This is a genomic window from Noviherbaspirillum malthae (assembly GCF_015352985.1).
Classification (GTDB): domain Bacteria; phylum Pseudomonadota; class Gammaproteobacteria; order Burkholderiales; family Burkholderiaceae_D; genus Noviherbaspirillum; species Noviherbaspirillum malthae.
Genome location: NZ_JACYXF010000015.1, coordinates 20864 through 46587 on the forward strand (window position 1 = coordinate 20864; position 25724 = coordinate 46587).

Below are 25724 nucleotides of genomic sequence, written 5' to 3' on the forward strand. Positions count from 1 at the left end.
AGAGTCACAATTGCTCGAACCTCGGCAGCGGACAATGACATCAATTAATAAAGGAATTGCACATGAGCGCGCTCGCATTAGTCATGATCGTTCGCAATGAAGAGCGTAGTCTCCGGCGCTGTCTTCAGAGCGTGACGCCATTTGTTGACGAACTGATTATATTGGATACGGGTTCTACCGACCAGACCGTGGCGATTGCCACGGACATGGGGGCCAAGGTCAGTCACTTCACTTGGTGCCACGATTTCTCGGCCGCGCGCAACGCGGCGTTGGCCTTATCGCATGCAGACTGGAATTTGATGCTGGATGCAGACGAATGGATCATGGAAGGGGCTGAATTTCTCCGCGCTGAGCTTCGGTCTAGTACACCGTTTATTGGTAGTGTACACATCGCCAACTCGATCAACTCGTCAAAAAACCCTGAGGTCAGTATGTCATGGGCACCGCGTCTCGTGCCTAGAGGGACGCGCTTCCATGGCGCTATTCATGAACAGCCTGATAGTGCATTGCCGCGGCGGCGTCTTGCACTCAAGATTGCGCATGATGGCTATCTGCCGCTCCATATGGAGAAGAAAAGGGAGCGTAACGAAGTATTGCTTCGTCAAGCATTAACCAAGTCTCCACAAGACCCGTATTTACTATACCAAAGTGGCAAGAACGCCGAAGTCTATCAAAACTACCATGATGCCGCTGAGTATTACACCCAGGCGCTGTTGCATACCGCGCCGACAGCCAGTTACCGCCATGATCTGGTGGTACGCACCCTATTTACGTTAAAAAAGGCACATTATCTAGAAAACGCAATTCAGCTTGCTGACTCTGAAATGCATAATTGGCAAGATTCACCGGATTTCTTCTTTGCGTTGGGAGATGTATTCCTGGATTGGGCGATTCAACATCCAGACAAGGCTGAGAGCGAGATCTTGCCCCTCGTGGAGGCTTCATGGAAGAAGTGTCTTGAAATAGGGGAGCGGCCGGAGTTGGCGGGCACTGTCATCGGCCGCGGAAGCCATGCTGCTGCACTGAATTTGCTGATTCTCTACGAGGGGCTTGGCAATCAGCGAGAAGCTGACAAGTACCGTGACATGGTGCTTCCCGCCGGAGTGCCTGTCTAGACCTGTCCAGGCAACACCCGTGCAATGGCCAGAGGAGACAGGTCGCAGTGCGCAAAGCGGCCCCATAAAAATAAACGCAAGAAAATAAAAAATATCCCTAAAGTTTTTCGGTAAGCGCTCGATAAGGTAAGTAACTTCGACAGGAACGCTGAATGGCTCCTCGAAGGCAGGAACATTTCGATACCTAAACAGTTACTAGCAGCCGCAGAAGGAGAGCTCACATGTCCGTCATCAATACCAACATTTCATCGCTGAACGCGCAACGCTTGTTGAAATCTTCACAGAATGATCTCAACACGTCGATCCAGCGGCTGTCGTCCGGCCTGCGTGTCAATTCCGCCAAAGACGATGCAGCGGGTCTGGCCATTGCGACCAAGATGGATTCGTCAATTCGTGGCAACACGGTCGCAATCCGGAATGCCAATGATGGTATTTCGATGGTGCAGACCGCCGAAGGTGCGTTGACCAATATCTCCGATGCACTGCAACGGATGCGCGAGCTGGCTACCCAATCGGCGAACGGCTCGAACAGTACAGATGAGAGAGAGAACTTGGACACCGAGTTCACCCAGCTTAAAGATGAAATTGTCCGTATTGCCGAATCAACTACATTTAACGGTCTCAATCTGCTTTCCGCAGCTAGTGGCGCTGGCTCGGTTGCTGGCGCCGTATCCATGCAGGTAGGATCGATGGATGCCGAAAATAACCGGATCGAGATCAATTTCACTGATGTGCAGGATGCTGATGGTTTCTCCGACGTCACCGGCGGTGATATTAAGACTGCGGCGAAGGCCCAGAGTGCAATGACAGACATTGATAATGCCCTCAAATCCATCAATACGATGCGTTCCGAATTTGGCGCGGCACAAAACCGACTTGGTTATGCCATCAGTAACCTGCAGAGCAGCGTGGAAAATCAAAGTGCGGCCCGCAGTCGTATCATGGATACCGATTTTGCCGCAGAAACTGCAAAACTGGCGCGTAACCAGATCTTGCAACAGGCCGGCACCGCGATGCTGGCGCAGGCAAATTCATTGCCGCAAAACGTAATGACTCTGCTGCGTGGCTAAAATAGCCATCAGATAGCAGGCAAAACAACCCGGGGGAAGCAGTTCCCCCGGTGGCATTTGTGAATGGAGGTTCCATGCTTACTCCGACGATGGGCAATACGAGCACGACGGTGGATACGCACCAGACCGGCGCCAGGCCTGTCCCTTCGACGCAAGTCAATTCTAATGCCACGCTGACCGCACGCGCGGTTAACGAGGTGTCACAAGCGGTATCGGCTGGTGAACCCCCGCCGCGCGAAGTGCTGGAACAGGCGATTGAAAAATTGCAGGACTTGACGAAGGCCTTCGCTCAAGACTTGACCTTCGCGCTCGATGACGAGAGCGGCCGAACGGTGGTCAAAGTGATCGATAAACAAACCCAAGAGGTCGTGCGGCAAATTCCAAGTGAAGAAGCGCTTGCGATCACGCGCTCAATCAGTAAAAATCTCGGAAACTTCATCCGGGACAAAGCATAATAGTTGTCACGGTCTAATACTGCCGTTCAGGAAAAATTAACATGGCAATCACATCTGCAGGTATCGGATCGGGACTCGACATCAATTCGATTGTGACGCAATTGGTGGCCGCCGAGCGTGTGCCAATCGACAATCTCGCGGCCAAGTCGAAAAGCTTCAATGCAAAAATTACCGCATTAGGTCAACTCCAGAGTGGCCTGTCGAGCTTGCAGAGTGCGGTGCGCAACCTGACTCCGACCGGGTTGAATAAAATAACGGCGACCTCAAGCAATACCACGTTGCTTTCTGCGACAACCAGTGGCGCCGCAAAATCGGGTACCTATGCGATTGAAGTGATCGAGCGAGCACTGCCACATAAGCTAGGCACGAAGGCCGTTGCCAGTGCCACCGATAAGTTCAGCGTACCCAACGCAGAAGATCCAAGCACGCCGATCAAGACTGGGACATTGTCGATCACAATTAACGGCGTGGAATCGGTCAACTTGGGGGCGGGCGAGCATTCGCTGCAGGATATTGCCAACGCCATCAATGCCACCGGTACAAATTTGTCCGGGCGCATCATTAATAATGGTAGCGGCTATCGGTTGGCGATCAGCACGTTGAACACGGGGGCGGCGAATAAAATCTCCATCACGGGTACCGGTGCACTGGCTTCGCTGACCTATTCTCCGACCGCCGATCCCAGCAGTCAAGACACCGAGCAGCTACAGGCACCCAAAGACGCCAAATTGTCGATTGAAGGTATGCCGGTTACGCGTGCCTCCAACACGATCTCTGACGCCATCGATGGTGTCACACTGAATCTGCTCAATGCTGCGCCGGGTACCCAGGTCAATCTGGTCGTCGCCGAGGATACCGGCTCAGCCAAGAATGCGGTCAAGGCATTTGTAGACGCCTACAACAGTTTGCATACGACGCTTGGTAAGCTTACCGCCTATAACAGTGATACAAAAACCGGTGCCGTGCTCAATGGAGACGTCGCTGCACGGCAGATTACCACGGCACTGCGTACCGAACTATCGACTCAGGTCAGCAGCAATTCCGGTGTGAAAACACTCTCGGAAATTGGGGTAAGTTTCCAACGCGACGGCACCATTGCGCTGAATGAGTCCAAGCTTGAGAAAGCGCTCGCCGCCGACTATAAAGATGTGGCTAGGTTATTTACAGCCACCGATGGTTATGCGACGCGTCTGAACAAGAAGATTACCGACATGCTGGCAACGGATGGCGTCATCCAAAGCCGCACAGAAGGATTACGCAAGAACATCGTTGACGTCGACAAGCAGACACAACGTTTAGAGGCGCGCATTGCGCAGACCGAAATCCGGCTGCGTGCTCAGTTCTCGATGCTGGATGTAACATTGGCAAACATGCAAAATACCAATACCTATCTGGCTGGCCAATTGTCAAGTCTTCAAAGCTCGAATCAATAACCAAAGAAAACCATTTCTGTTCCTTTGATGAGTCCGTGCTCTGCTATGGCAAAGTCCTGATGGATTCTGCTTTGAATCAGTCTGCATCAATAAAGGAACCTATGGAAGACGCGCACATTCTCACCTTATACAAGACACTTGTTGAACGTAGTGACGTCTTGCTAAACGCGTGCCAAGTCCATCAATGGGACGTGATGCCAGCCCTTTTCGCTGATATTGAGCGAATGGATGCGCAAATAAGGGCGTGCGGAGATGGCCATCTGAAAAAGCTAACGGTTGAGGAACAGTACCGCGCGCGTGCGTTGATCGAACGATTCGTGGTGAATGAGGTGCAAACCAAACAGTTAGTGCAACCGCGCATGGCGGTGCTGGCTACCGTTGTTAACAGTCTCAATCAAGAGATGCGCATCAGTGAAATTTATGGGAAGCCGTCCGCTGAGTAAAGCATGAGAGCCATGGACCCCCGGAGTTATGACGCCCCGAAACGTGCCCGGCCTCTGGCAATTGAAAAGGACATTGGCCTGATCAAGGCGTTGGCCGTACAGGGGCAGCATTGCATCTATACCGGTCAGATCAAAAAATATGCGCGCACACGGCTGTTGCAAGATAATTATCTTGTTGAGGCGCTAAAAGGCTGGTACATCAATCACCTGGACCATTACCGAGCGTTCACGGAAGCGGATTGGCATCGTATGTACGAGCCGTTTATCAGCTTTTATTGCGGGACATTCTTTGGCGATGAATGGCATTTATCGCAAGAATACTCCTTGCTGCGTCATATTGGCGAGATGGGCATGCCGCAACAAATTGTGATTCATGTAGCGAAGCCAACCACAAAACGGCGTCAGCTTCTTTTCAATTACGAATTATGTACCTGGCCTACGCCAGCATTCACAGCCAGTGGTGTATCGGTGATTACGCGTAATGGAATTCCGGCGATGACCCTGGCGGAGTCCATCATCCGGGTTTCGCCGTCGCGGATACGACAGAATAAAAGTGCCTATACCAAGGCATTATCTTTGGTGGACAACGTCGATACCCTGATTGAGCCGTTACGCAGCAATGTGCGTACGACGATCGCTGGACGCATCGCCAGCGCGTTGCGACATGTGGGGCGTAAGGATGATGCGAAAAAGCTCAAAGCAGCGATCACAGGCGAAGAGTTACGGTTTCGAGGTAGCAATCCTTTTAGTTCAAGGCCTGCCTTTCCAACGTAATATTATGAACGAGGAGCGCTCGCTGCCGCGAAAGTAGCTACGAGCGTCATCAAGCATTTCATACGAGAGATAGTTATGTTTAGTAGCAATCGGTACGGTGCGAAAGCATATTCCATGGTCGGGCTGGAGTCTGGTGTGCTTGGTGCGTCACCGCATAAGTTAATCGTCATGCTCTTTGATGGCGCATTGGCTGCGATTGCCAACGCGCGGCATCACATCGTTGCTCGACATATTGTTGAGAAAAGCACCGCCATTGATAAGGCTGCAACAATTATTGAAAGTGGGCTTCGGGCAAGCCTGAATAAAGAGGTGGGTGGTGCATTGGCGTTGACACTGGATACCATGTATCACTATTTATGCCAACGTCTGTTACAGGCCAATTTGACGAACGATGTAGAGATTCTCGATGAAGTCAGTCTGCATCTGCGTGACTTACGGGATGCATGGAATGCGATTGAGCATCGACCGGATGACGGCGTAAACCGCACACTGAAGTAACAACGCCGACGTTATGCATTGGAGAAAAACTTATCTGGCACGGCAACAGGTAATGCTACGAGGCTCCGCTATGGTGATGATGCTTACATTCCGCTGGTCATATATTGGCTATCAGTACACCGGCAGCGTGACTTGATGTTGACATCGGTGGGAGCGAAGAAAACACCATGCTGATCGAGTTCAATTAAGGTATGTGTATACAATGGAATTACTGATTCATTCAATGGGCGAATTTGAGTCGCTCATCACGCCGGTGCTGGATCTGGTGAAGCCACGAAAACTTGTCGAAGTCGGCTCAGAGCATGGTGGATTGACGACCATCCTGAATTCCTGGACGCTTTCCAACGACGCCCATTTGTTGAGTGTGGATCCGGCACCGTCAGAAAAATTTAAGCATTGGGCGCAGAACGCGCAGTGCTTTACCCACATTGCAAAGCCAAGCCTGGAAGCATTTCCAGAGTTGCAGGACATCGATTGCTGGTTTGTTGATGGCGACCACAACTGGTACACGGTGTACCACGAATTGCAGAACATCCACCAGCATGGCCTAACCTATCAGAAGCCAGTGCTTGCGTTTCTGCATGATGTGGCGTGGCCGTGTGGACGACGCGATTCTTATTATGCACCAGAACGTATTCCTGCAGAATACCGGCAACCGCACAGCTATGATATTGGCGTAACACTCGACCGAGGCGCGATCGTTGCCGGCGGTTTTCGAGGGCTGGGGGCGTTTGCGTGGGCTATTGACGAGGGGGGGCCACGAAACGGCGTGCTGACCGCCATCGAAGATTTCGTAGCACCGCATGGCGAAAAATATTCGTTGGCATTGGTACCGGGTGTATTTGGCATAGGTGTTTTATTTACGTCCGATGCACCTTGGGCCGATGCATTGACAAGGTTTCTGCTGCCCTATCATCAAAATTCACTGCTTGCCAAGCTTGAGGAAAATCGGCTTCGTAACTATCTGAAGGTCATTGACTTCTTCGACCAGGCTAACGCACGCGCAGTTTAAGGTCATCGTTAGGCGCACAAGCTCAGGCACATGCTGTCACCATAGTCCACCGACGGCGTACGCGACAGCGCCGTCCATCGTGACGGCATGTGTGATGTGGAAGCCCTTTGTCAAAGGACCTAGAGCTTGCCCAAAAACAACATGGTAAAGCGCTAAGAACGTGATCGATATTTTTCTGTCCAAAGCGGGTTTGTGGTGACGTTGGACCGAAATGAGCAGAAAGTATTATCCAAGCGATATCAGTCGTGAACAGTTTGACCAAGTTCGTCCCTTGTTGGAAGGCAGCCGCAAGCGTACCAATCCAAGGAATGTTGACTTGTACGACATCTTTTGCGCGATCCTTTACCTGCTCAAGAACGCGGCAACTTGGCGGGCTTTGCCATCCGACTTTCCCCCGGTGAGCACGGTGCGTTACTACTTCGATGCCTGGACGCGTATTCCCGATAACAGCCATATGAGCCTGCTTGACCAGTGCTTAAAAAAAATCGGTGGAGCAAGAGCGCAAGAGAAATGGGCGGCTGCCCTTGACGAGCTTTTGCATCGTGGACGCACAAAGCGTCAAGAATACCGATACCGCCCGGCACAAAGGCTATGACGCTGGCAAGAAGGTCTCCGGCATCAAGCGGCATATCGCCGTGGATACGCAAGGCCTGCCACATGCCATCATGGTCACGACTGCCGAAGTCAATGATCGCAATGGTGCGCTGCTCATGTTTGCCGCCCATGACGATAGGCTGGCCCAGGTTAAACAGGTGCTCGTCGATGGAGGCTATACCGGCGAGCGATTCGAAAATCTGACTTACCAGACGCTTGGTGCGAAGGTACAAGTGGCCAAGCGCAATGAGCTGCACACGTTTGCTGTCATCCCGCAGCGCTGGGTGGTCGAAAGGTCCTTCGCGTGGCTTGAAAAGTGCCGCCGTCTATGGAAAAACTGTGAGCGGAAACTGCATACCAGCGAACAGTTCATTGTCCTCGCGTTCCTCGCTCTTCTGCTAAAAAGATACTGATCACGCACTAAGAAGAAGAGCAGAATGAAATCATGGCGTCAGTTGTTGATGAGGAGGCTGCCATGGAAAAGTCATCGATTCATCAGTGCACCTGTCCAATTTGCAGGGGCGGATTAAAGTCTGAAGTGCAACGGCTTATTAATGGGATTGTAACTGGCTCATCAAGACCTGATGTGGTGTTTTGAATCCGAGGCACTTCCTTGGTCGATGGTTCAGGCTATACGTTGCCAGGGCAATGTCGCTGGCTGTGATGCCGTCAAAGCTCATTTTCTTCGGGAAGAACTGGCGAATCAACCCGTTCATGTTTTCATTGGCGCCTCGCTGCCATGAGCAATACGGGTGTGCAAAGAAGAACTGCGCGTCCAAGTCTTTCGCAATACGGCCATGCTGGGCGAATTCCTTGCCATTATCTGAAGTCATGGTATGGACGCATTCAGCAAACGGCGTCAGCAGGGAAATCATGGTGTCTGACACCTGCTGTGCGGTCTTGCGTTCGACCTTGCCAATCAAGCTATAGCGGGACTTGCGCTCGTTGAGCGTGACCAGCGCTTGCTGTTGTCCGGCACCGATGACCAGGTCGACTTCCCAGTCGCCAAAGCGTCCGAGCTGATCAACAATGTCCGGACGCTGCTCAATCGAAACCTGATCCACCATGGCGCCGCGCCGTTCGCGCTGGCCATGCCGTTTGCTACGCTGCTTCTGGCATCGCAAGCTCTTGTGCAAAGTGCCGCCGGCACGCTTGTCGCTATAGATGTGCTGATAGATGCGTTCATGACTGACGCTGGGCATGCCATTGACCTTCAGATAGCCGCAGATCTGCTCCGGGCTCCATAGCTGCCCCAGCTTGATGTCGACAAAGGCCCAGGTGTGCTCGCTGATGCGCTTGCCGTTGTTGGTTCGCCGCCGTACCACAGCCTGCTGGTGAGCCTGTGCTGGCCGGTAGCCCCGCTCGCCGCGGTTGCGCTGCAGCTCCCGGCTGATCGTCGACTTGTGCCGCTTCATGAGCATGGCAATGCTGCTGCAGTCATGTCCTGCCTTCTTCAGTATGTAGATCTGGTATCGTTCGTCTTGGGATAGGTGTGTGTAGCGCATTCCGGGCAACTTTGACTTGGCGGTCTTGGGGTCCGGATGCTACCGCATCTTCCCTCCCGCCTTAGTTCATCAGTTGCACTTCCCAGTTGAATGGGGGTGCGGCGTAAATCTTGGACTGGTTTATGCCGTAAATCCGAGGCTCTTCCGGTATTCGAGGGGACTGAGAGAGCCAAGGGATATCTTGATGCGCTTTTCGTTATACCACCGGATGTAGGAGTCTACTACTTCAATGAACTGTTCTATGGTTGTTGCGTGCCAGTTTCGCGGGTAAAACAGCTCGGTCTTCAGTCGCCCAAAGAAACCCTCGCAGGCAGCATTGTCAGGTGAGCATCCTTTGCGTGACATCGATCGAGTCAACTTCGCATTGTGCACCCGCGAGAGCCAGCCAGGCCAGCGATAGTGGGCCCCACGATCAGAGTGAATGATGGGCCGGTCATCGCAGCCGGTCACGGTCTCAATGGCAGCATCCAGCATAGTATTCACCAGGTCAGAGTCTGGACGCGTGCCGATGGTCCAGCTGACAACCAGACCATCGAAGCAATCGATTATGGGCGAGAGATACACCTTTCCAGCAGGGATTTGAAACTCCGTGATGTCGGTAAGCCATTTCTCATTCGGGGTCTCAGCTTGGAAGTCGCGATTGATGATGTTCTCTGGCGCAGGGCTAATTTCGCCGAGGTAGGACCCATACCGGCGCCTCTTGTTAGCGGAAACTACCAAGCGTTCCTGCTTCATCAGGCGTTGTACGACTTTCTCCGAGACGAACACCTGCTGCCTGCCAAGGGCGGCACGCATCCGCCTGTAGCCATAGCAACGGTGATTACACTCGAAGACTTCGGTGATGGCCAGACGTACCTCAGCGTATTTGTCAGGTTTTTGCAGATCGGCACGATGATAAAAGTACGTACTGCGTGCGAGATCAAGCTCAACGAAGAGTTCGGACAGCGCATAAGTTGGCTTCAGGGCGTCAACCAGCAGTGTCTTCTCCCGGTTGGTCAGGAGCTGCAGATCGACGCCCAGATCTTTTTTTAACAGTTCATTGGCCTTCTTCAATATGTCATGTTCAAGCTGTAATTTCCGAATGTCCCGTTGCAATGATTCGACTTGCTGTTGCAGTTCCGTCGTTTCAGGAGTTGGTTTTGAATCCTTCTGGTGCTTCATGGATGGCGGAGCTTCACGGCCGAGTAGTTGATTTTTCCAGTTATACAACGTCGGCCTGCTCACTGCCAGCTCTTGCGCAATGGCTTGCGCACTTGTCTGCCTGGTGCAAAGTTCAATGACTGCCGCCTTCTTGAGCTCCGGAGAGGGCTTTATGCTTGCGATTCTGCCGATAACGCGAGTGCGTATTTCGGGGTGCCGCTCGTCAATCCACGCTGTAAGCGTTTCACGACTTGGGTATCCCAGTGCCTTCAAGGTGGAAGCAATACAGCGATCGTGATCAAGGAAGTGCTGGACTGCCACGCGTCTCTGTTCCTCTGAATATTTCTGCTTTGAGCGTACATAACCAATCTGCAAATCACCCTCTTGTTCGTATTCCCGATACCAGCTCTTGAGGGATTTTTTTGTTGGATAACCCAACTGCCGAATGGTCGCGCCAGTGCGTTTCCCGAGCTTTATATACAGTTTTACCGCCCGAATCCGGTCTTCGTATGAGTACATGAACTACCTCCAAGTAGTCCAAGTTTTTGTCCGCACCTCCAATTTTCCGCGCTTTTTAATATGTCAGTGACATGATGCGCTGGGCATGGTGCCGTTCTAACGTAAGTCAGCGTTACGCGCTCTGGATCCGTCGAGTCGGGACACCGATCTGCTACTGAAAATTTCCAACGAAGGCTGGACGAATATAGGATGCCTGACATAGATGCATCCACGTCTTTCCCAAGAAAGCTTTACAACAGCCTAACAATGAATGGGTGCCTGCTAACTTGTTTGGATACGTTAAGGTGTTTTATCGCCGTCGTCACCACTCATCACTAGGTTTCGTATCGCCCACCCAATTTCCAAAAAACTAAATCACCATTGATAGTCTCGGCAGGATGCTACGGCATAATAAGGCGCTACGTGAAGGTGACAAATCAGAGGGGCGTCAGGGAGAGAGTCGCGCGTAAGGTCTATTTCCAAGCCCAGCAAACCGCCCACACAATCTGAAACCACATAAGAAGCGGTACTTTACACGTAAAAAACCCCACCGAGGTGGGGTTTAAGTTATCGTCTTTGCAAATTATTTGCAAGAACCAGGCATCCAGTTCGCCGGTGTACCTTTGCACTCCCATGTAGAAATTGCGCCGTCTGCAATTGTCGGTTTCATTACGACTTGAACGTCGGTGGTGCCGATTTTTCCATCCACAGTGACGGTGCCTGCATCTTTGTCAACTGCCATTGCAGTTGCATATTGAGTTTTGATAAAACCATCTGCGCAGGTATTGAGCGTACCGATACCTTTTGTTTGGACTGCTTCAGTCACGCAGGTACGTGCACTGCTTGCTGCGAGCATCAGTTCAGAAGCCTTGGCACGCGCGGTGTAATCCTGATAGGCAGGCAGTGCGACTGCCGCCAGGATACCGATGATCGCCACGACGATCATCAATTCAATCAACGTGAAACCCTGCTGTGCTTTTGCTTTCATTTGTGCCGGTTTGAATTGTTGCAGTTTCATGGTTATGCTCCCTAAGTTGGTTTTGCCCGGTGACTAGTGCCACGGTAATTCCTATGTAGCATATTGCGTGCCATCAACTAATACCCCTGTACGGCCGGATTTTTATCAAATTGCCGGTCAAAATACCCTGACAAGCTACAATGTGCCGGTCAAAATGCCCTGACATTTTGCGGTGTCCACCTATTTTCATCACCAAACCATCAGTCAACACAATGAATATTGTTAGTATTGCAACTGCGGCAAGCCTGATTGACCAAAGTGAGCGTACTCTGCGACGCAGGATCGTTGATGGGAGCTTGACTCGTTTAGAAGACGAGAGCGGCTCAAATCGGACGATGATTCCTTTTGCCGCCATCAAAGAGCAAATCGTAATCCCCGTGGTTGAGGAAGACTTGGCGCTAATTGCAGAGGCTGACGCAGGTCGGGCGGAAGCCCAAAATGATCTTGCATTGCTATTTTTGTCACATGACAAACCACGAAGTGCTCTTTATTGGCTGGAGTTGGCTGCAAAACAAGACTATCCGGATGCAATGCATTGGCTGGGCCGTTGTTATCTTGAAGGCAATGGCACATTGAAGGATGACAATCTGGGGTTGATGTGGTTGGCCAAAGCCGCGGCCCATGGACATGCTATTTCGCAGGTGCAGATGGAAGCAATGCGGAATAGTTTCATCACAAACAAATAAGTCGTCGCCACTGGCTCAGATTACGTTGTGCAAATAACCCAAGGAATCCAGCAGAAGTCTTTATCGCGATGGATACCTCTGGCAATTCGTTTCCTCGGCGATTGAGGGCCAGATGCGTTGCAATTTTACTGCCTGTATGTTCGTCGTTGCTGTCTTGCCTTGTATGGTAGCGGCGAGTTTCAATTTTCTCCATCTTTACACAATGCAGACATGGCCGCGCGAGACGACGTCAGCGCCAGCAAGGACATCCGCGATAGGATGGTGGTATTCCAGTATGCGCTCGACCGTTGGGGGCGCTGATGGGCGATTGCGACAGTGGCGCCATTGTCCATGGTAACCCGGCGGCCGGGCATACACTGGGCGGTGTGGAACTTGGACGCAAAAACTATCCGTTCACCTGCGCTGATCCGCGTAATGAGCGGCGAGCGGCTGTGTGCTGCCTGATGAAAATAGTCAAACTTAACGGTTTTGATCCTGTAGCCTATTTGCGGCAAGTGCTCGAGTGCATCGCCGACTATACCGCCCACCGGATCCATGACCGTCTTCCCTAGAACATCATGATGCAGCCAAGGGCTGCGGCGGGAGCAACCTGAGATGGCAACTCGTCCCAAGACACCCGGCGCCTTGTTACAACTGAAGGTCGAGCTGGTCGGCATCAAGCCATTAATCTGGCGCCGCGTGGTGGTGCCGGAGACGATTACGCTGGGCAAGCTGCATACGGTCATCCAAGCCGCAATGGGCTGGACCGATTCCCACCTACACGAGTTTGAAATCGCAGGCGTGCATTACGGTATTGCTGACGCGGACGATGTCTTTGGTCCGCCGGTCGTCTCTGAAGTTCGTGCCCGTCTGGGCAAAAGCCTCGGCGGGATGGCGTCGTTCCGTTATGTGTATGACTTCGGCGATGATTGGGTTCACAAAGTCAAGGTGGAGCTGGTGGCTGCACCGGAACCCTGTCCAACACCGATCTATCTGGGGGGCCAACGCGTGCCCACCGGAAGATGTCGGTGGCCCATACGGCTATGCGGACTTTCTTGAAGCAATTCGTGATGCCGCCCATCCGGAACACCAGCAGAGATGCGACTGGATCGGCCAGAAATTCGATCCGACAGCGATCGACCACGGCATGATCGAAGCGCGTCTTCGGCGCATCAAACTCTGAGCGTCCATGCGGCGCTCGACAGATGCGGGCAGCGCCATCTCCAATGATCATCTGCCACAGTAGGCCGGTCTGACGGCAGGGTATGACGTGATGAGCAGCACTGCCTGTACACTGGTTGCCAGTGTTTTGATGATCTCCATGTGGAGACCGGCATTCTCCTGCGGCGGCACGGGTGAACCAAAACCGCTGTGGTGCCGTGTGCCGCATCCCGCTCTGGCAAGACTTGGCTGCCTACCGCACCGGAAGCGAGCAGGCATGGGCTTTAGCGAGGTGCAAAGCACAGTGCGAATCCTGTCTGCTGTTTGGCGTCCTCCAATGCGCTAATAAGATAGAAGTTCAGGCGGCACTGCATGACCCCGCCTGACAATGCCGTTCACTTTCGCTCGTTGGTGCACCCCCATATTTATGGGGTGGTACGGAGGGCCTGCATTGGTTATGCTTTCGCGTCGTTGTTATTGAAAGACTGATCATGAGTCAAGCCAGTGAATATGCACAGCAGCTGCGGTCGCTCGCCCGTTATTCTCAATGTCCGGAAAACCGCAGCGCATTTTTGCGGGCGGCCGGGCTCATCGAGCAGCTCGAACGCGAGAATGACGCCTTGCGTAGTGAAAAGCATGCGCTACTTGCATCAGCCGCCGGCTCCGAGCTCAGCGCTGCGTAGCTGCCGGTGCCCTGGCTGGCTGATGTCCGCACGCGTCGGGGCGGTCGCGATTACCTTGCCCACGCTGGCTCTTGTCGCAACCCAGTACAATACGGCGCCAACTGATTCCGGGTTCTGCCTCCGATGAAAAAACTGTATGCGTTACTGAACGTCTCTGCACAATTCCAGCGACGGTCTTTTTTCAGTGCATGGGTCTTGTATGGCACCATCCTCCTCATTGGCTCCGTGCCTGGCGCGCGCGCAGAGGTCGCTCAGGTGGCCTCTGGACTGGTGTTGCATATGGCAGCCTATAGTGTGCTGACAATGTTGCTCTTTGTCGGCGTGCGCGGCACTCCCGCGTGGCGTGGAGCCAAGGCGTTCCTGTGGGTGGTCGCCATGGGCGCCGGGGACGAGTGGGTGCAGCATTTTTGGCCCTATCGGTCAGGCACGTTGACGGACTGGGCCATTGATGGGCTGGCGTCGGCCCTGACGGCAGTCGCACTGTGGGGCATCTGTTCCACTTTGTCCGCCACAGAAGGCGCAGCATCCCGTTGAAGCGGCCGGGACTTGGAGATAAACGCCTTGCAGACGCACCAACAGCCGCGGCCACAAGCGAACGGTCGGCGACATGTCACCTGGATGAACCTCCTTGCTTGTGCACTCGGCATCGTGACTTCGGCCGGTATTGCATACGTTATCGTCATTGGCTTAGGCAGTTGAGCGTCGGGTCGCTATACCGGCTCGCGTGATATGGCGATAGGAACGCGCAGCCATCACCGGTGCCACGCGGGACGCAATAGCGGTACTGTCCATGGTCTTATTAAAAATGCAACTACTGGCGTCGCAACTTCCCCTGGTCGTGGCGGGGGAGTCCTCGATTGTTGCTGACTTTCACGGACAGCCATTTAAAAGTTGATAATGATCAATACCATGTGTTACAAGTATGGTTTTACGCATCAACGGCACCTGGTGTGCATCCCACTGCAGTGACACACGTTCCCCGCTTACGACTTCTTTCCCTTCTCATCGCACTGCAGTTTGCTCTGCCAGCCCAGGTGAAGGCCGATGAACTGCCATGGGACCTGGTCGAGCGTGTGCCGCGTGGTAGCGAAGGATTGACGGTGTTCGGCCCGTCGGGCGGCCTGACCATTCCCGATGGCCGCGTGCTGGCCGATGGCAACGCTGCCTTCGGCGTCAATAATCATCAGGAACCGCGCTTTGCCGCTGCCAATAGTGGCCGCAATTATTTGTTTGGCATGTCGGTGCTGCCGTATGTCGAACTTTCCGGACGGCTGGCCAACTATCCGATCGACCGGCCGGTCTTTGATGCGTTGATTCGCGACCTGTCTGCCAACGTCAAGATCTCGCTGCCCAAGTTATTCGACGCGCAGCCGGATATCGCGTTCGGCTACAACGACCTCGGCGGTGGGGCGCAGAACTTCCGGTCCCGCTATGTTGCAGTAAGTGATCGTATCGGACCCGTGTATGCGACCCTTGGCGTCGCACGCGGCGTGGCGTCATTGGATGGGGTCTTCGGTGGCGCCGAATGGGCACTCGGCGACAGTGGGGTTTCCTTGCTGGCCGAGCGCAATAGCGGCATCAATAGTGCCGGCATCCGCTATGCGAGCCTGCCGCTGCCGGCTCTTGCCAATGCCCGGCTGGTGGCCACCGTACAGCGTTCGTTTGGCGCGCAGACCAACCGGGGCGCCGACTTTGACCGTTCGACGCTCGGCATCGCGCTGGTCATCCCGTTTGGCGAGAATGCGCGCCGTGCCGAAACCCATCCGCTGGCCTGGCCTGCGCCGTCCGCTGCGACACCCGGTCATCTGGCCACGCGTGAGCGCTCAGCCGGCGTGGAGATGCCCGCGCCCGCGGCGTTGCCGCCGGCGGTGACCGCGACGCCCATCCCGCCCTCGGCGATGACCGGGGCCATGACAACCGCACCACGCGATACCGCGCCGGATAAGGGCGCCGATCGTGCTGCGCTGGCGGCATTGCAGGCTGCGCTGGAGCAGGCCGGACTGGAACGCATCCGTGTCGGCTTGTCCGGCAAGAAGCTCGTCATCGAATATGAAAACCATCGCTACAACCAGAATGAAGTCGATGCGATCGGCATTGCATTCGCGCTGGGCGCGCGGCTGGCGCCAGCCTACGTCAAGCGAATTGGTGTCATTACCAAGAAAGCCGGCCTGGCGCTGTATGAAACCAGCGTTGACCGCGCGGGGTTCCAGACTTTCCTCATCGATGCCAATCCTTACCAGGTGATCGCCGGGTTGCAGAACGACTTCCGGCCGCATGACGATCCGACGGTCGACTGGCTCGATCGCGCCGAAGGCAGGCGCGGCTGGTCGCGCGTGGTGCTGCGGCCCTTGATCAATTCCTTCATCGGCACCGAAGTCGGTGTCTTTGACTATTCGCTGGCAGCCAGCGCGCAGGCCATCGTGCCGTTATGGCGTGGCGCAGAAATCTCGACCGAGTATGTGCGCAATGTCGCCGATTCGGAAAATGTCGAAACCGGGCCGTTTGGGTTTGGCCGCCAGCGCAATGGCGTGAAATCGGCGTTGCTGACGCAATCGCTGTGGTTGAACGATCACGTGCTGAACGTCTTTAGTGTCGGCAAGCTGCAGTATGACTATACCGGCTTCCAGAACGAGGCGATCCTGTTTGTCCCCGGGCGCGATGACCAGATCCGGCTGGAAGCGTCCCGTCTCAAACGCTCTACGGCCTTCCTCGACGAGACCCGGGCCAGTTACAGTGCCTTCTATCGCTGGACCCTCTCGCCGTTACAAACATGGGTTGAATTCGGTTACAGCCGGTATGCCGGTAACGACCGTGGCCCATCGGTGAGCGTGAGTCGCTGGTTCGGTGACATCGAAGCGCAGGCGTATTTACGGCGCAGCAGTGCGGGGATTACATTTGCCGGCTTGCAGCTGGCCTTCCCGCTGACCCCGCGGCAGGGCATGCGGCCGGGCCTGAGCCACCTCGAAGGCACCAATGCATTTGCGTACGGGATCGAGACCAAGCTGGCGCAGCGCGGCAGCGACAACCGCATCACGCAAGGCGTTGCCGAGAATTTACAAATTACGTATAGTGCGCGTAACTTCTTGTTAAATCGTGGTCGGGTCGGAGAAGATTATTTGATGTCGCAGTTGCCACGGATGCGTGAGGCCGCACTGTTATATGCACCAGTTAATTGATGTCACAACGTAGTAGCTTTCTTAGGGATGAGTAAATGAAAACGAAGAACATGTCTGCACTGACCACGACTTTCAAATGGATGAGCATCGCAGCGGCTGTCGCCGGTGTGGTGGCGTGCGGTGGAGGCGGCGGAGATAGCGGTCCGTCGACGACGACGATGAGCATCACCGGTACCGCGGCAACCGGTAAGGCACTCGACGGTGCAGTCGTGACGGTCAGCTGCGCCTCCGGTACCGGTTCGGCGACCGCGAATGCGACCGGCGGTTACACCGTGTCGATCCAGAATGGCCAGGGCCCGTGCTTGTTGACGGCAACCAAAGGCAATACCGTGTTGCGCTCGGTCGCTCCTGGTGCAGGCGTCGCCAACGTCACGCCGCTGACGGACCTGCTGGTCGAATTCCTGGCAACACGCGCCGGCACGACACCGGCCAACCTGCTGTCGAACGCCAATGGCAAGGCATTGCTGTCGGATGCGAATGCATTGAACGACGGTCAGACCAAAGTGGCGGCCTTCCTGCAAACGACCTATGGCGTCACGCTATCCTCGGCCAACTTCCTGACTGTCTCGATTACGCCGCCGACGCCTGGCGCCACGCAGAGCGCATCGGACAAGGATCTGGATCTGTTGCTGGCCCGCGGCATCGTGTCGAGCAATGGCGTTCCGGCGACCACCGTGGTGTCGAATGTGAAAACCGAGGGACAAAAGCAGCCGTACGTTGCGCCCACCGGTGCCACAGGCACAGCACGCTAATTAGCATCGCGCGGTTGCCTGATACCGTTTGATGGATTGAGCGCCGGCCGCTACTAAGTAGCGGCCGGCGTTGTCGTTTATCGGCAGAGCGTCACGTAACGCATCGCGCACGGATACCTGTCCCGGCCTGACGTACGCTGCCATGGCGGCGGTCAGTTTGGGCTGCATGCCGATGGTGCGATAGAGCCGTACCCGCACAGGCGAGCGGTACTGTGAGATCTAAACGGATGGGCGGCCTCCGGCTCCGGTGGCATCGTGCGCTGCGTCGTCACGAACGGCATCAGCCGACCACGGCACGCTGGCCGCGTCGTCGACTCAAGGCTGGCCGGTTGCGCTGGGTTTCGCCATGCTCCCGACTTAGGGAGCGGGCTATGGCGGGGCAGAACATTGACGGATGCCCGGTGTTGTATGTCATCCAATAGTTGCCACAAGGCAATGTTAGGCGTTATCCTTGGAGGACGACGTATTTTATTGTGGATAAGCGGATGACAACGAGACACAACACCGAACAAGTTGGATTTACGCTGATCGAATTGGTGATTGCCATCGCGGTGGTCGCAATTCTGGCAGCCGTTGCGTTACCCAGTTACCAGCAATATGTCGTACGGGCGAACCGGGCCGCCGCGCAAGCCGAGATGATGGAGATGGCGAACCGGGAGCAGGCGCATTTTGTCGCCCACCGCACCTATGCCGATGTGGCGGCGCTGGGCATGGCGCTGTCGGACGCGGTGGCCGCCAAATATACCCCCACCATCACTGTCGTCACCGACCCGATCCCCGGGTATACGATCGTAATGACGCCCAAGGGCAGTCAACAACGCGATGGGGCGCTGTCCCTCAATAGCGAAGGGGTCAAAACCCCGGCCGCCAAATGGTGATGTGCGCTGCCGGCTGCCAACGCCAACAGGGCACGTCGATGCTGGAAGTGCTGGTGACGGTCGTCATCCTGGCCGTTGGGCTATTGGGCTTGTCTGCGCTGCAATCGCGCTTGCAAGTGGCTGAAATGGAATCCTATCAGCGCGCCCAGGCGCTGATGCTGCTCGATGACATGGTGTCGCGCATCACCGTCAACCGCGCGCAGGCAACCCAGTACGTGACCGCGACCGACGAACCCCTGGGCGTCGGGCACCAGTGCCGCATCGATGCCAGTGGCCCGCTGCACGAGCGCGACCAGTGTGAATGGTCAACGTTGTTGCAAGGCGCCGCAGAATTGTCGGGTGCCAATAAAGTAGGGGCGATGCTCGGCGGTCGTGGCTGCGTGGAATCGCTTGGCAATCAGGAATACCTGATTACCGTGGCCTGGCAGGCGATGACGCCGTCGTCGGCATCGTTAGCCAGTCTTTCCTGTGGTCAGAACCTGTACGATGGCGGTGCCAACTCCACCTGTACCAACGACCGTTGCCGGCGTGCCGTCAGCACCATCGTGCGCATTGGAACGCTGTCATGACGAACAGGTTCCGCCATCCTCGCCGTGGCCCTCGGCGCCGCCTGGCGCAGGCTGGGTTTTCCCTGGTCGAATTGATGATTGCGATGACGCTCAGCTTGCTGGTCTTGCTGGCGATGATTGCGCTGCTCATCAATATCAACCGGACCAACCGTGAACTCGACCGGCATCACAGCCAGATCGAAAACGGCCGCTTCGTGATTCAGGTATTGCAGGGCGAGTTGGCCGAAGCCGGGTATTGGGGTGGGTTTGTGCCGCAATTTGAAGATCTGACGCTGACTGCGGCACCGACTGACGTGCCTGATGCGTTGCCTGACGTGTGTGCATCGTATTTGGCAACCACCTGGACTGCGGCCTATCAGAAGCGGTTGTTGGCGATCCCGGTCCAGGTGTTTGCGGACGTGCCCGATGGCTGTGCCGACGTGGTCAAGGACAAGGTCCCGCAATCGGATGTGCTGGTGGTGCGCAGGGTTGCCAGTTGTGTGGCGGGCGATCCCGGATGTGACCCAGACACGCCGGGGAATCTGTTCTTCCAGGTGGCAGACTGTGCCACCGAAGTGCGAGCGGTCCCGCCGACGCCGTATGCGCTGGGAACGGCCACGGTCACGCTGCATCGCAAGGATTGCACCACACCGGCGGCCAAACGCCGCTTCCTGTCACACTTGTACTATGTGCGCAACTATGCGCAGACCAGCGGCGATGGCATTCCGACGCTGGTCCGTTCCGAGCTGCAGAGGTCGCCCTCTGGCGACGTGGTGGTCTTGCCAGCAGTGGTCTTGGTTGAAGGCGTCGACACCATGCTGTTCGAACTGGGCATTGATCGTCTCAGTGATGCGGGCACGGTAGTCGACTATACGCAACCGATTGCATGGGCCGACGCGACCACGCAGATTTCACCGACGAACCGGGGCGATGGCGTGGCCGATGGCGCGCCGGTGCGTTGTACCAGTGCGGTGCCGTGTACCGTCGATCAACTGATGAATGTGGTGGCCGTCAAACTGCATGTGCTGGCGCGCAGCAGTACCACCACGCCCGGCTATCGCGACACCAAAACGTACCAGCTGGGCAGCACCCGGCTTGGACCATTCAATGATGGCTTCCAGCGACATGTGCTGTCGACGTCGGCGCGCCTGACCAATATCGCCGGACGGCGGGAGACGCCATGACGCACCGTTTTGTCTCTGTTAGCCGGTCCCAGCGTGGTGCGACCTTAATCGTCGGCCTCATTTTATTGACGCTCATTACCCTGACGGTGACGGCCGCGTTCAAGCTCAGTCATCTTAATCAAAAGACCGTTAGCAACATGCAGTATCGCAACGAAGCCATTGCCGCAGCCAACAAGGCGCTCGAGCAAGTGATCAGTTCCCCGTTTACGACGTCGCCGGCGGCCGAGGAGATCAATGTCGACATCAATCACGACAATCAGCCCGATTACGTGGTGAAGATCGATCGTCCCACCTGCATCCGCGCCCTGGAAATTGCCGGGACTGGGGCGGCCGGGTCTGGTAGCAGCAGTGAACTGGAAATGCCGGTGGTGCCGCCCAATTACACGACGACCTGGGATATCGCCGCCACCGTGACCGATGCCAAGACCGGCACTAGCGTCAGCGTGCGCCATGGCGTGCAAGTGCAGTTAAATCAAATCCAGTATCAGGCAGTCTGTGCATAAGGGGCAAGCATGACCATCCATACCAAAGTCACGACCACGTTGGCTACGTGTTTGCTGTCAGGGGCAATGAGTGTTGCGCAAGCCGAAGACATCGACCTGTTTTCCGGTCCCGGTGTATCGGCCAACACCGAAGTGCCGAATGTGTTGATCATTGTCGACAATACCGCCAACTGGACTAGTGCGTTTACCAATGAAATGAAAGCGCTGGCCTCGACATTTGCCGGGCTGCCTGCTGACAAATTCCGTGTTGGCCTGATGCTGTTTACGGAAACCGGCAAGGTCGATGCCGGCAATGACGGCGGTTATGTGCGCGCGGCGGTACGGTATATGGATAGCGCCAACAAGGCCCGGTATCAGGACCTGATCCAGAGCCTGGACGTCACCGACGACAAGAGCAATGGTGGCAAGGCCGGCCTGGCGATGGTGGAAGCCTACCGGTATTTCACCGGCGGCACTCCGCATGCCGGCAACCAGAAGGGCAAAACCGATTATGCCGGCAACAGCTACGGCAGCGCCGCCTCCAAGGCCATCTATGCGTTGACGGGCAATGCGCTCGCTTCGAAGTCGGCGACCACGTATGTATCGCCGATTGCCGCCGGCTGCCAGCGCAACTACATCATTTATATCAGCAACGGTCCGGTGCAGGACAATACCAACGACAGCAAGGCAGCGGCCGACATGTTGCGCAGTGCCGGCGGCAGCACCACGGCGATCCCGATCTCGCCCGCGGGCTCGCAAGACAATATGGCCGATGAATGGGCGCGCTGGATGAAGCAAAGCAGCCTGTCGGTCAGCACCTACACGATCGAAGTCGATCCCGATACGAAGGGCCAGGCGCCAGGCTGGACCGCGTTGATGAAGAGTACCGCGAGTGTGAGTGGCGGCAAGTATTTTGCGGTCAGCTCAGGCAATAACGGCTCACAAATCCTGGACGCACTGAGCAAGACATTTTCTGAAATCCAGGCCGTCAACAGCGTGTTTGCCGCGGTCAGCCTACCCATTAGCGTCAATACGCAAGGCACGTACCTCAATCAAGTGTTTGTCGGCATGTTCCGGCCCGATGCGGACAGCTTTCCGCGCTGGGCGGGCAATTTGAAGCAATACAAGATGGGGTATGGCAACGATGGCGTGCTCAAGTTGCTGGATGCCAGCGACCAGGCGGCGATCAATGGCCAGACCGGGTTCATCGCGGAATGCGCACGCAGTTACTGGACGCCGAGCCAGCCGGATACCTACTGGAACTTCGCACCGCAAGGCACCTGTATCGCCCCGGGAGTCAGCGGGGCCGACACCTACCGGGTATCGAATACTCCGGATGGCAATATTGTGGAAAAGGGCGGGCAAGCATACAAAACCCGCTCGGCGACGTCCCGTCAGGTCAAGACCTGCTCGCCAGTGTTTGCGGCATGTACGTCGCTGACGACGTTTAACAGCGGCAATGCCGACATTACCCAAAGCGCGCTGGGCGCCACCGACACCGCCGAGCGCACCGCGTTGATCGACTGGGCACGCGGCATCGACTTGAAGGATGACAATCAAAACGGCATATTTACCACGGAAATGCGCGCGTCCGTGCATGCGGACGTGGTGCATTCGCGGCCAGTGGCGATCAATTTCGGCACGGATGCCGCGCCGCGGGTGGTCGTCTTTTATGGCGGCAATGATGGCATGCTGCGTGCCGTCAACGGCAACCGGTCCGCGGCCATCAATGGCAGCACCGCCTATGACGCCGGCGCCGAACTATGGGCGTTCATGGCGCCCGAGTTTTACGGCAATATCAAGCGGCTGCGCAACAACGATACACCGGTACCGGTGCCGGCCGTCGCCGGCAGTGCCAATACCAAACCGTATGGCTTTGATGGCGCGGTGACCGCCTACAAGGATAATGCGCGCGCGTGGCTGTATGCGACGATGCGTCGCGGTGGCCGGGCGCTCTATGCGTTCAATGTGGATGTGAACAATCCCGCGAATGTCACGCTGAAATGGAAAAAAGGGTGTCCGAACAATTTCCTGGCCGATGGCTCGGTCAGCGACGACGGCTGCAGTGCCGGCTTTGAGCGCCTCGGCCAGAGCTGGTCGGCCGCCAAGCCGTTCAAGGCGGCTGGCCATGCCGGGGGCCAGACGCCGGTGCTCATTGTCGGTGGCGGTTACGATCCTTGCGAAGACCGCGATCCGAATACCTGTGGCGCGGCCAGCAAGGGCAACCGCATTTATGTGCTCGACGGCGATGATGGACGGCTGTTGCAGACGCTGGTGACTGACCGCGGCGTGGTTGGCGATGTCACGCTGGTGCGCGACCCGGCCACCGGCGTCGTCCATTATGCGTATGCGACCGACCTGGGTGGCAATCTGTACCGCATCACGATCCTGCAAGCGCCGCCGGCGGCCTGGACCATCACCAAGGTCGCCAGCCTGGGCTGCGACACGCCCGACACCTGCACGAATAATCGCAAATTCATGTTTGCGCCGGATGTGGTGGTCGAAGGCGATACCCATTACATCATGACCGGGTCCGGCGATCGGGAAAAGCCGCTGGTCAGCTATAGCCACGCGTATCAGGTCGCCAACCATTTTTTCATGATCAAGGATAAGCCGGCGACCAGCAACTGGCTAAGCGCGGAAGCCGGGCAGTGCGCGGGGACCGGCGTCATTTGCAAGGCCTCCCTGCTGGGGATTGCCACCAATGGCGCGGCGGTCTCGCCCACGGCGTTGAGCAACAAGAAGGGCTGGTATCTGGCATTGACTGCGCATGAACAGGTTGTCACGACCTCGGTGACGCTGTTTGGGACGGTCACCTTTTCCACGCACCAGCCCGCCGTGCCGCAGCCAGGCAGCTGCAATTCCAATCTCGGCATTGCCAACGTGTTCAACATTCGCTATGCCGATGCCGCACCGGCCAACGGCACGACACGCTATCAACGCATCAGCGGGGACGGTCTGCCACCGTCACCGGTGGCCGGTCGGGTCACCCTCGATAACGGACGCACGGTGCCGTTTGTGATCGGGTCAAGCGCCAGCTCGCCGCTGGAAGCACGCGAAGGCGATCCAGGCAGCGCTGCGGTGGCGAAACCGCCCAAGCGCCGTGTCTACTGGCAGATCAAGCAGTAATGCGCATGACGTTCCCGACAGTGATAGTGCGGCGCGGCGGCTTTACGCTGATCGAATTGATGGTCGCGGTGGCGGTCACCGCGATATTGCTGGGCATTGCCGTGCCCAGCTTACTCGATGTCTTGCTCGGCAGTCGCCTGACTGCACACGCCAATACGCTGGTGGCTAGCCTGCAACTGGCCCGCAGTGAAGCGATCAAGCGCAATGCCGTCGTCACGGTGTGTCCTTCTGCCAATGGCACCAGTTGCACCGATGGATCCTGGGAGCAGGGCTGGATCGTGCTGGTCAACGACACGCTGCTGCAGGCGCAGGGCGCGGCACGCCATGGCATGCGCATCACCGGTACGGCCAGCCGCATCGATTACCAGCCCACGGGACTGGGCGCGACGGTGGCGAGCCTGACGGTTTGCCGACAGACACCGACCGTCGGCGATCAGGAACGCGTCATCAACACCAGCGCGACCGGCCGCGTCTCGGTCAAGAAGACCACCGCCGGAACCTGCAGCTAACGTAAGGCTGACGATCGTGTCCGTTTTACGTTTTCAGTAATGCGCGTTGTTGCAGTTCGATGTCGATCAGGAAGCGTTGAATCGCAACTTGAAGGCGGCTGGGGAGAGGGTGGAATGACATGCCGACCCGGAACTGTTTTTTGCCATTTTTCTCCGCGATCTGGGTCACATGCCGGACCGTGGCCGACACATGGATGTCGAGCGCCTTCGACAGCGCAAAACCTATCGCGATCGTCTCGCCGGTGTGAAACAAGGGGCCCTGGGCACCGACATTGATGCCCGCACCTTCCACACTCAAGTCGTGCAGCGGATAGGCGACGGGTTTGCGCGGTGATGGCGCCTGGTTACGGTCCGTCAGGGTCACGCTGAGCAGGATGGGTTTCATCACCGGAAGCAGCACCCGATGCGTTTCCCGTCGCTGAAGGCGCAACAACTGCGTTGGCAGGCGCGCCTGGTAGGCATCCATATCACCCCATGGCTTGCGTTGCGGGGCGGCGACCCGAAAGCGCACCCGAATCCCATGGTGGGATGCGATACACAGGCAGTCATCGGCGCTTTCCAATTTGCGGTTGACGGCCTCGTCGGCGCCAATATCAAATACCAGATGCTGTGCGCGTGCTTCCAGTAAATTGGTCAGCAAGAAATCACGTCCATGATTCAAGAATACGGTGACCGTAGTGCGGCTCCGGATCAACTCGCTCAATACACTGAGGATTTCCATCCGCCCGCTCAGTAAAAAGCGTTCGTCAAAGTCCTTGTCATTTAATAAAGAATTCATGGTCAAGAGAGTGAAACGGCATTCACGCAAGCGCACCTGCATTGAGCGCAACTGTTGCTATAAGGCAATCATAACCTATTGCATGGCTTTGCCCGCTTCTATTGCGGCACTTAAATAATGCAAATCCCCACTTTTTATTGATTATTAACAATATGTGACAGGATATATTTCCGATAATAAATACCAACAATAAGGTCAGGCGGGGGCGGCATGAACGTACGGTG

25 protein-coding genes and 1 pseudogene are annotated in these 25724 nt (G+C 56.0%); 21 read left to right on the forward strand and 5 right to left on the reverse strand.

What is annotated here, in order from left to right; genetic code table 11:
- Positions 1-62 precede the first annotated feature (62 nt).
- The 9 genes from IGW03_RS17530 to IGW03_RS17570 all read left to right on the forward strand — a co-directional run bounded on the left by IGW03_RS17530 (position 63) and on the right by IGW03_RS17570 (position 7807).
- On the forward strand, positions 63-1115 hold the full coding sequence (locus tag IGW03_RS17530; RefSeq protein ID WP_194723865.1) for a glycosyltransferase family 2 protein: 1053 nt from the start codon (positions 63-65) through the stop codon (positions 1113-1115).
- 221 nt (positions 1116-1336) lie between these two features.
- Positions 1337-2185: a flagellin domain-containing protein gene (locus IGW03_RS17535; RefSeq protein WP_194723866.1), complete on the forward strand. Its 849-nt coding sequence runs from the start codon at positions 1337-1339 to the stop codon at positions 2183-2185.
- A 74-nt stretch (positions 2186-2259) separates the two neighbouring features.
- Entirely contained in the window at positions 2260-2640 is a 381-nt protein-coding gene (locus IGW03_RS17540) for a flagellar protein FlaG (RefSeq protein ID WP_228535700.1), read from the forward strand.
- Between the two features lie 41 nt (positions 2641-2681).
- Complete coding sequence (gene fliD, locus IGW03_RS17545; RefSeq protein WP_194723867.1) at positions 2682-4073, forward strand: flagellar filament capping protein FliD; 1392 nt, start codon at positions 2682-2684, stop codon at positions 4071-4073.
- A 59-nt stretch (positions 4074-4132) separates the two neighbouring features.
- Positions 4133-4516 (forward strand): flagellar protein FliT, encoded by a 384-nt coding sequence (locus IGW03_RS17550; RefSeq protein WP_194723868.1) that lies wholly within the window; start codon positions 4133-4135, stop codon positions 4514-4516.
- A 3-nt stretch (positions 4517-4519) separates the two neighbouring features.
- Positions 4520-5290 carry a hypothetical protein gene (locus tag IGW03_RS17555; protein WP_194723869.1) on the forward strand — a complete coding sequence of 257 codons (771 nt, stop codon included), beginning with the start codon at positions 4520-4522 and terminating at the stop codon, positions 5288-5290.
- Between the two features lie 75 nt (positions 5291-5365).
- Positions 5366-5788 carry a flagellar export chaperone FliS gene (fliS, locus tag IGW03_RS17560; protein WP_194723870.1) on the forward strand — a complete coding sequence of 141 codons (423 nt, stop codon included), beginning with the start codon at positions 5366-5368 and terminating at the stop codon, positions 5786-5788.
- A 202-nt stretch (positions 5789-5990) separates the two neighbouring features.
- Complete coding sequence (locus IGW03_RS17565) at positions 5991-6800, forward strand: class I SAM-dependent methyltransferase (protein ID WP_194723871.1); 810 nt, start codon at positions 5991-5993, stop codon at positions 6798-6800.
- A 211-nt stretch (positions 6801-7011) separates the two neighbouring features.
- A protein-coding gene (locus IGW03_RS17570; protein ID WP_438943655.1) for an IS5 family transposase occupies positions 7012-7807 on the forward strand; the annotation gives its coding sequence in 2 pieces (ribosomal slippage) (positions 7012-7313 and positions 7312-7807; 798 coding nt in all).
- 138 nt (positions 7808-7945) lie between these two features.
- On the opposite strand, the gene IGW03_RS17575 is transcribed toward IGW03_RS17570, so the two are convergent.
- The 3 genes from IGW03_RS17575 to IGW03_RS38690 all read right to left on the reverse strand — a co-directional run bounded on the left by IGW03_RS17575 (position 7946) and on the right by IGW03_RS38690 (position 11525).
- Positions 7946-8899 carry an IS30 family transposase gene (locus IGW03_RS17575; RefSeq protein ID WP_194723872.1) on the reverse strand — a complete coding sequence of 318 codons (954 nt, stop codon included), beginning with the start codon at positions 8897-8899 and terminating at the stop codon, positions 7946-7948.
- A gap of 120 nt (positions 8900-9019) precedes the next feature.
- On the reverse strand, positions 9020-10558 hold the full coding sequence (locus IGW03_RS17580; RefSeq protein ID WP_194723873.1) for an IS3 family transposase: 1539 nt from the start codon (positions 10556-10558) through the stop codon (positions 9020-9022).
- Between the two features lie 562 nt (positions 10559-11120).
- Positions 11121-11525, reverse strand: a complete 405-nt coding sequence (locus tag IGW03_RS38690; RefSeq protein ID WP_194723952.1) for a pilin — start codon at positions 11523-11525, stop codon at positions 11121-11123.
- Positions 11526-11767: 242 nt separating this feature from the next.
- Between IGW03_RS38690 and IGW03_RS17590 the strand changes: the two genes are divergently transcribed.
- Positions 11768-12241: a tetratricopeptide repeat protein gene (locus tag IGW03_RS17590; protein WP_194723874.1), complete on the forward strand. Its 474-nt coding sequence runs from the start codon at positions 11768-11770 to the stop codon at positions 12239-12241.
- A gap of 179 nt (positions 12242-12420) precedes the next feature.
- Here IGW03_RS17590 and IGW03_RS39390 read toward each other — a convergent pair whose 3' ends face one another.
- Positions 12421-12777: a hypothetical protein gene (locus IGW03_RS39390; protein WP_228535706.1), complete on the reverse strand. Its 357-nt coding sequence runs from the start codon at positions 12775-12777 to the stop codon at positions 12421-12423.
- 58 nt (positions 12778-12835) lie between these two features.
- Here IGW03_RS39390 and IGW03_RS17600 point away from each other — a divergent pair.
- The 11 genes and pseudogenes from IGW03_RS17600 to IGW03_RS17650 all read left to right on the forward strand — a co-directional run bounded on the left by IGW03_RS17600 (position 12836) and on the right by IGW03_RS17650 (position 24722).
- Positions 12836-13403: pseudogene (locus IGW03_RS17600) on the forward strand (plasmid pRiA4b ORF-3 family protein).
- Positions 13404-13872: 469 nt separating this feature from the next.
- Complete coding sequence (locus IGW03_RS17605; RefSeq protein ID WP_194723876.1) at positions 13873-14064, forward strand: hypothetical protein; 192 nt, start codon at positions 13873-13875, stop codon at positions 14062-14064.
- A gap of 123 nt (positions 14065-14187) precedes the next feature.
- Entirely contained in the window at positions 14188-14598 is a 411-nt protein-coding gene (locus IGW03_RS17610; RefSeq protein ID WP_194723877.1) for a VanZ family protein, read from the forward strand.
- Positions 14599-14921: 323 nt separating this feature from the next.
- Complete coding sequence (locus IGW03_RS17615; RefSeq protein WP_194723878.1) at positions 14922-17240, forward strand: YjbH domain-containing protein; 2319 nt, start codon at positions 14922-14924, stop codon at positions 17238-17240.
- A 35-nt stretch (positions 17241-17275) separates the two neighbouring features.
- Positions 17276-17992, forward strand: coding sequence for a carboxypeptidase regulatory-like domain-containing protein (locus IGW03_RS17620; RefSeq protein WP_194723879.1), 717 nt, complete (start codon positions 17276-17278; stop codon positions 17990-17992).
- Positions 17993-18477: 485 nt separating this feature from the next.
- A complete protein-coding gene (locus IGW03_RS17625) occupies positions 18478-18870 on the forward strand; it encodes a type IV pilin protein (protein WP_194723880.1) in 393 nt (130 codons plus the stop codon).
- Entirely contained in the window at positions 18870-19439 is a 570-nt protein-coding gene (pilV, locus tag IGW03_RS17630) for a type IV pilus modification protein PilV (RefSeq protein WP_323744992.1), read from the forward strand. Before IGW03_RS17625 ends, pilV begins: the two co-directional genes overlap by 1 nt.
- A complete protein-coding gene (locus IGW03_RS17635) occupies positions 19436-20602 on the forward strand; it encodes a PilW family protein (protein WP_194723882.1) in 1167 nt (388 codons plus the stop codon). Before pilV ends, IGW03_RS17635 begins: the two co-directional genes overlap by 4 nt.
- Positions 20599-21105 (forward strand): PilX N-terminal domain-containing pilus assembly protein, encoded by a 507-nt coding sequence (locus IGW03_RS17640; protein WP_194723883.1) that lies wholly within the window; start codon positions 20599-20601, stop codon positions 21103-21105. The genes IGW03_RS17635 and IGW03_RS17640 overlap by 4 nt, the downstream gene beginning before the upstream one ends.
- A gap of 9 nt (positions 21106-21114) precedes the next feature.
- The gene (locus IGW03_RS17645) at positions 21115-24213 is read left to right on the forward strand and encodes a pilus assembly protein (RefSeq protein WP_194723884.1); all 3099 of its coding nucleotides are present in this window, start codon (positions 21115-21117) and stop codon (positions 24211-24213) included.
- A gap of 5 nt (positions 24214-24218) precedes the next feature.
- Positions 24219-24722 carry a GspH/FimT family pseudopilin gene (locus IGW03_RS17650; protein WP_194723885.1) on the forward strand — a complete coding sequence of 168 codons (504 nt, stop codon included), beginning with the start codon at positions 24219-24221 and terminating at the stop codon, positions 24720-24722.
- Between the two features lie 25 nt (positions 24723-24747).
- Here IGW03_RS17650 and IGW03_RS17655 read toward each other — a convergent pair whose 3' ends face one another.
- Positions 24748-25542, reverse strand: coding sequence for a flagellar brake protein (locus tag IGW03_RS17655; RefSeq protein ID WP_194723886.1), 795 nt, complete (start codon positions 25540-25542; stop codon positions 24748-24750).
- Positions 25543-25724: the final 182 nt, after the last annotated feature.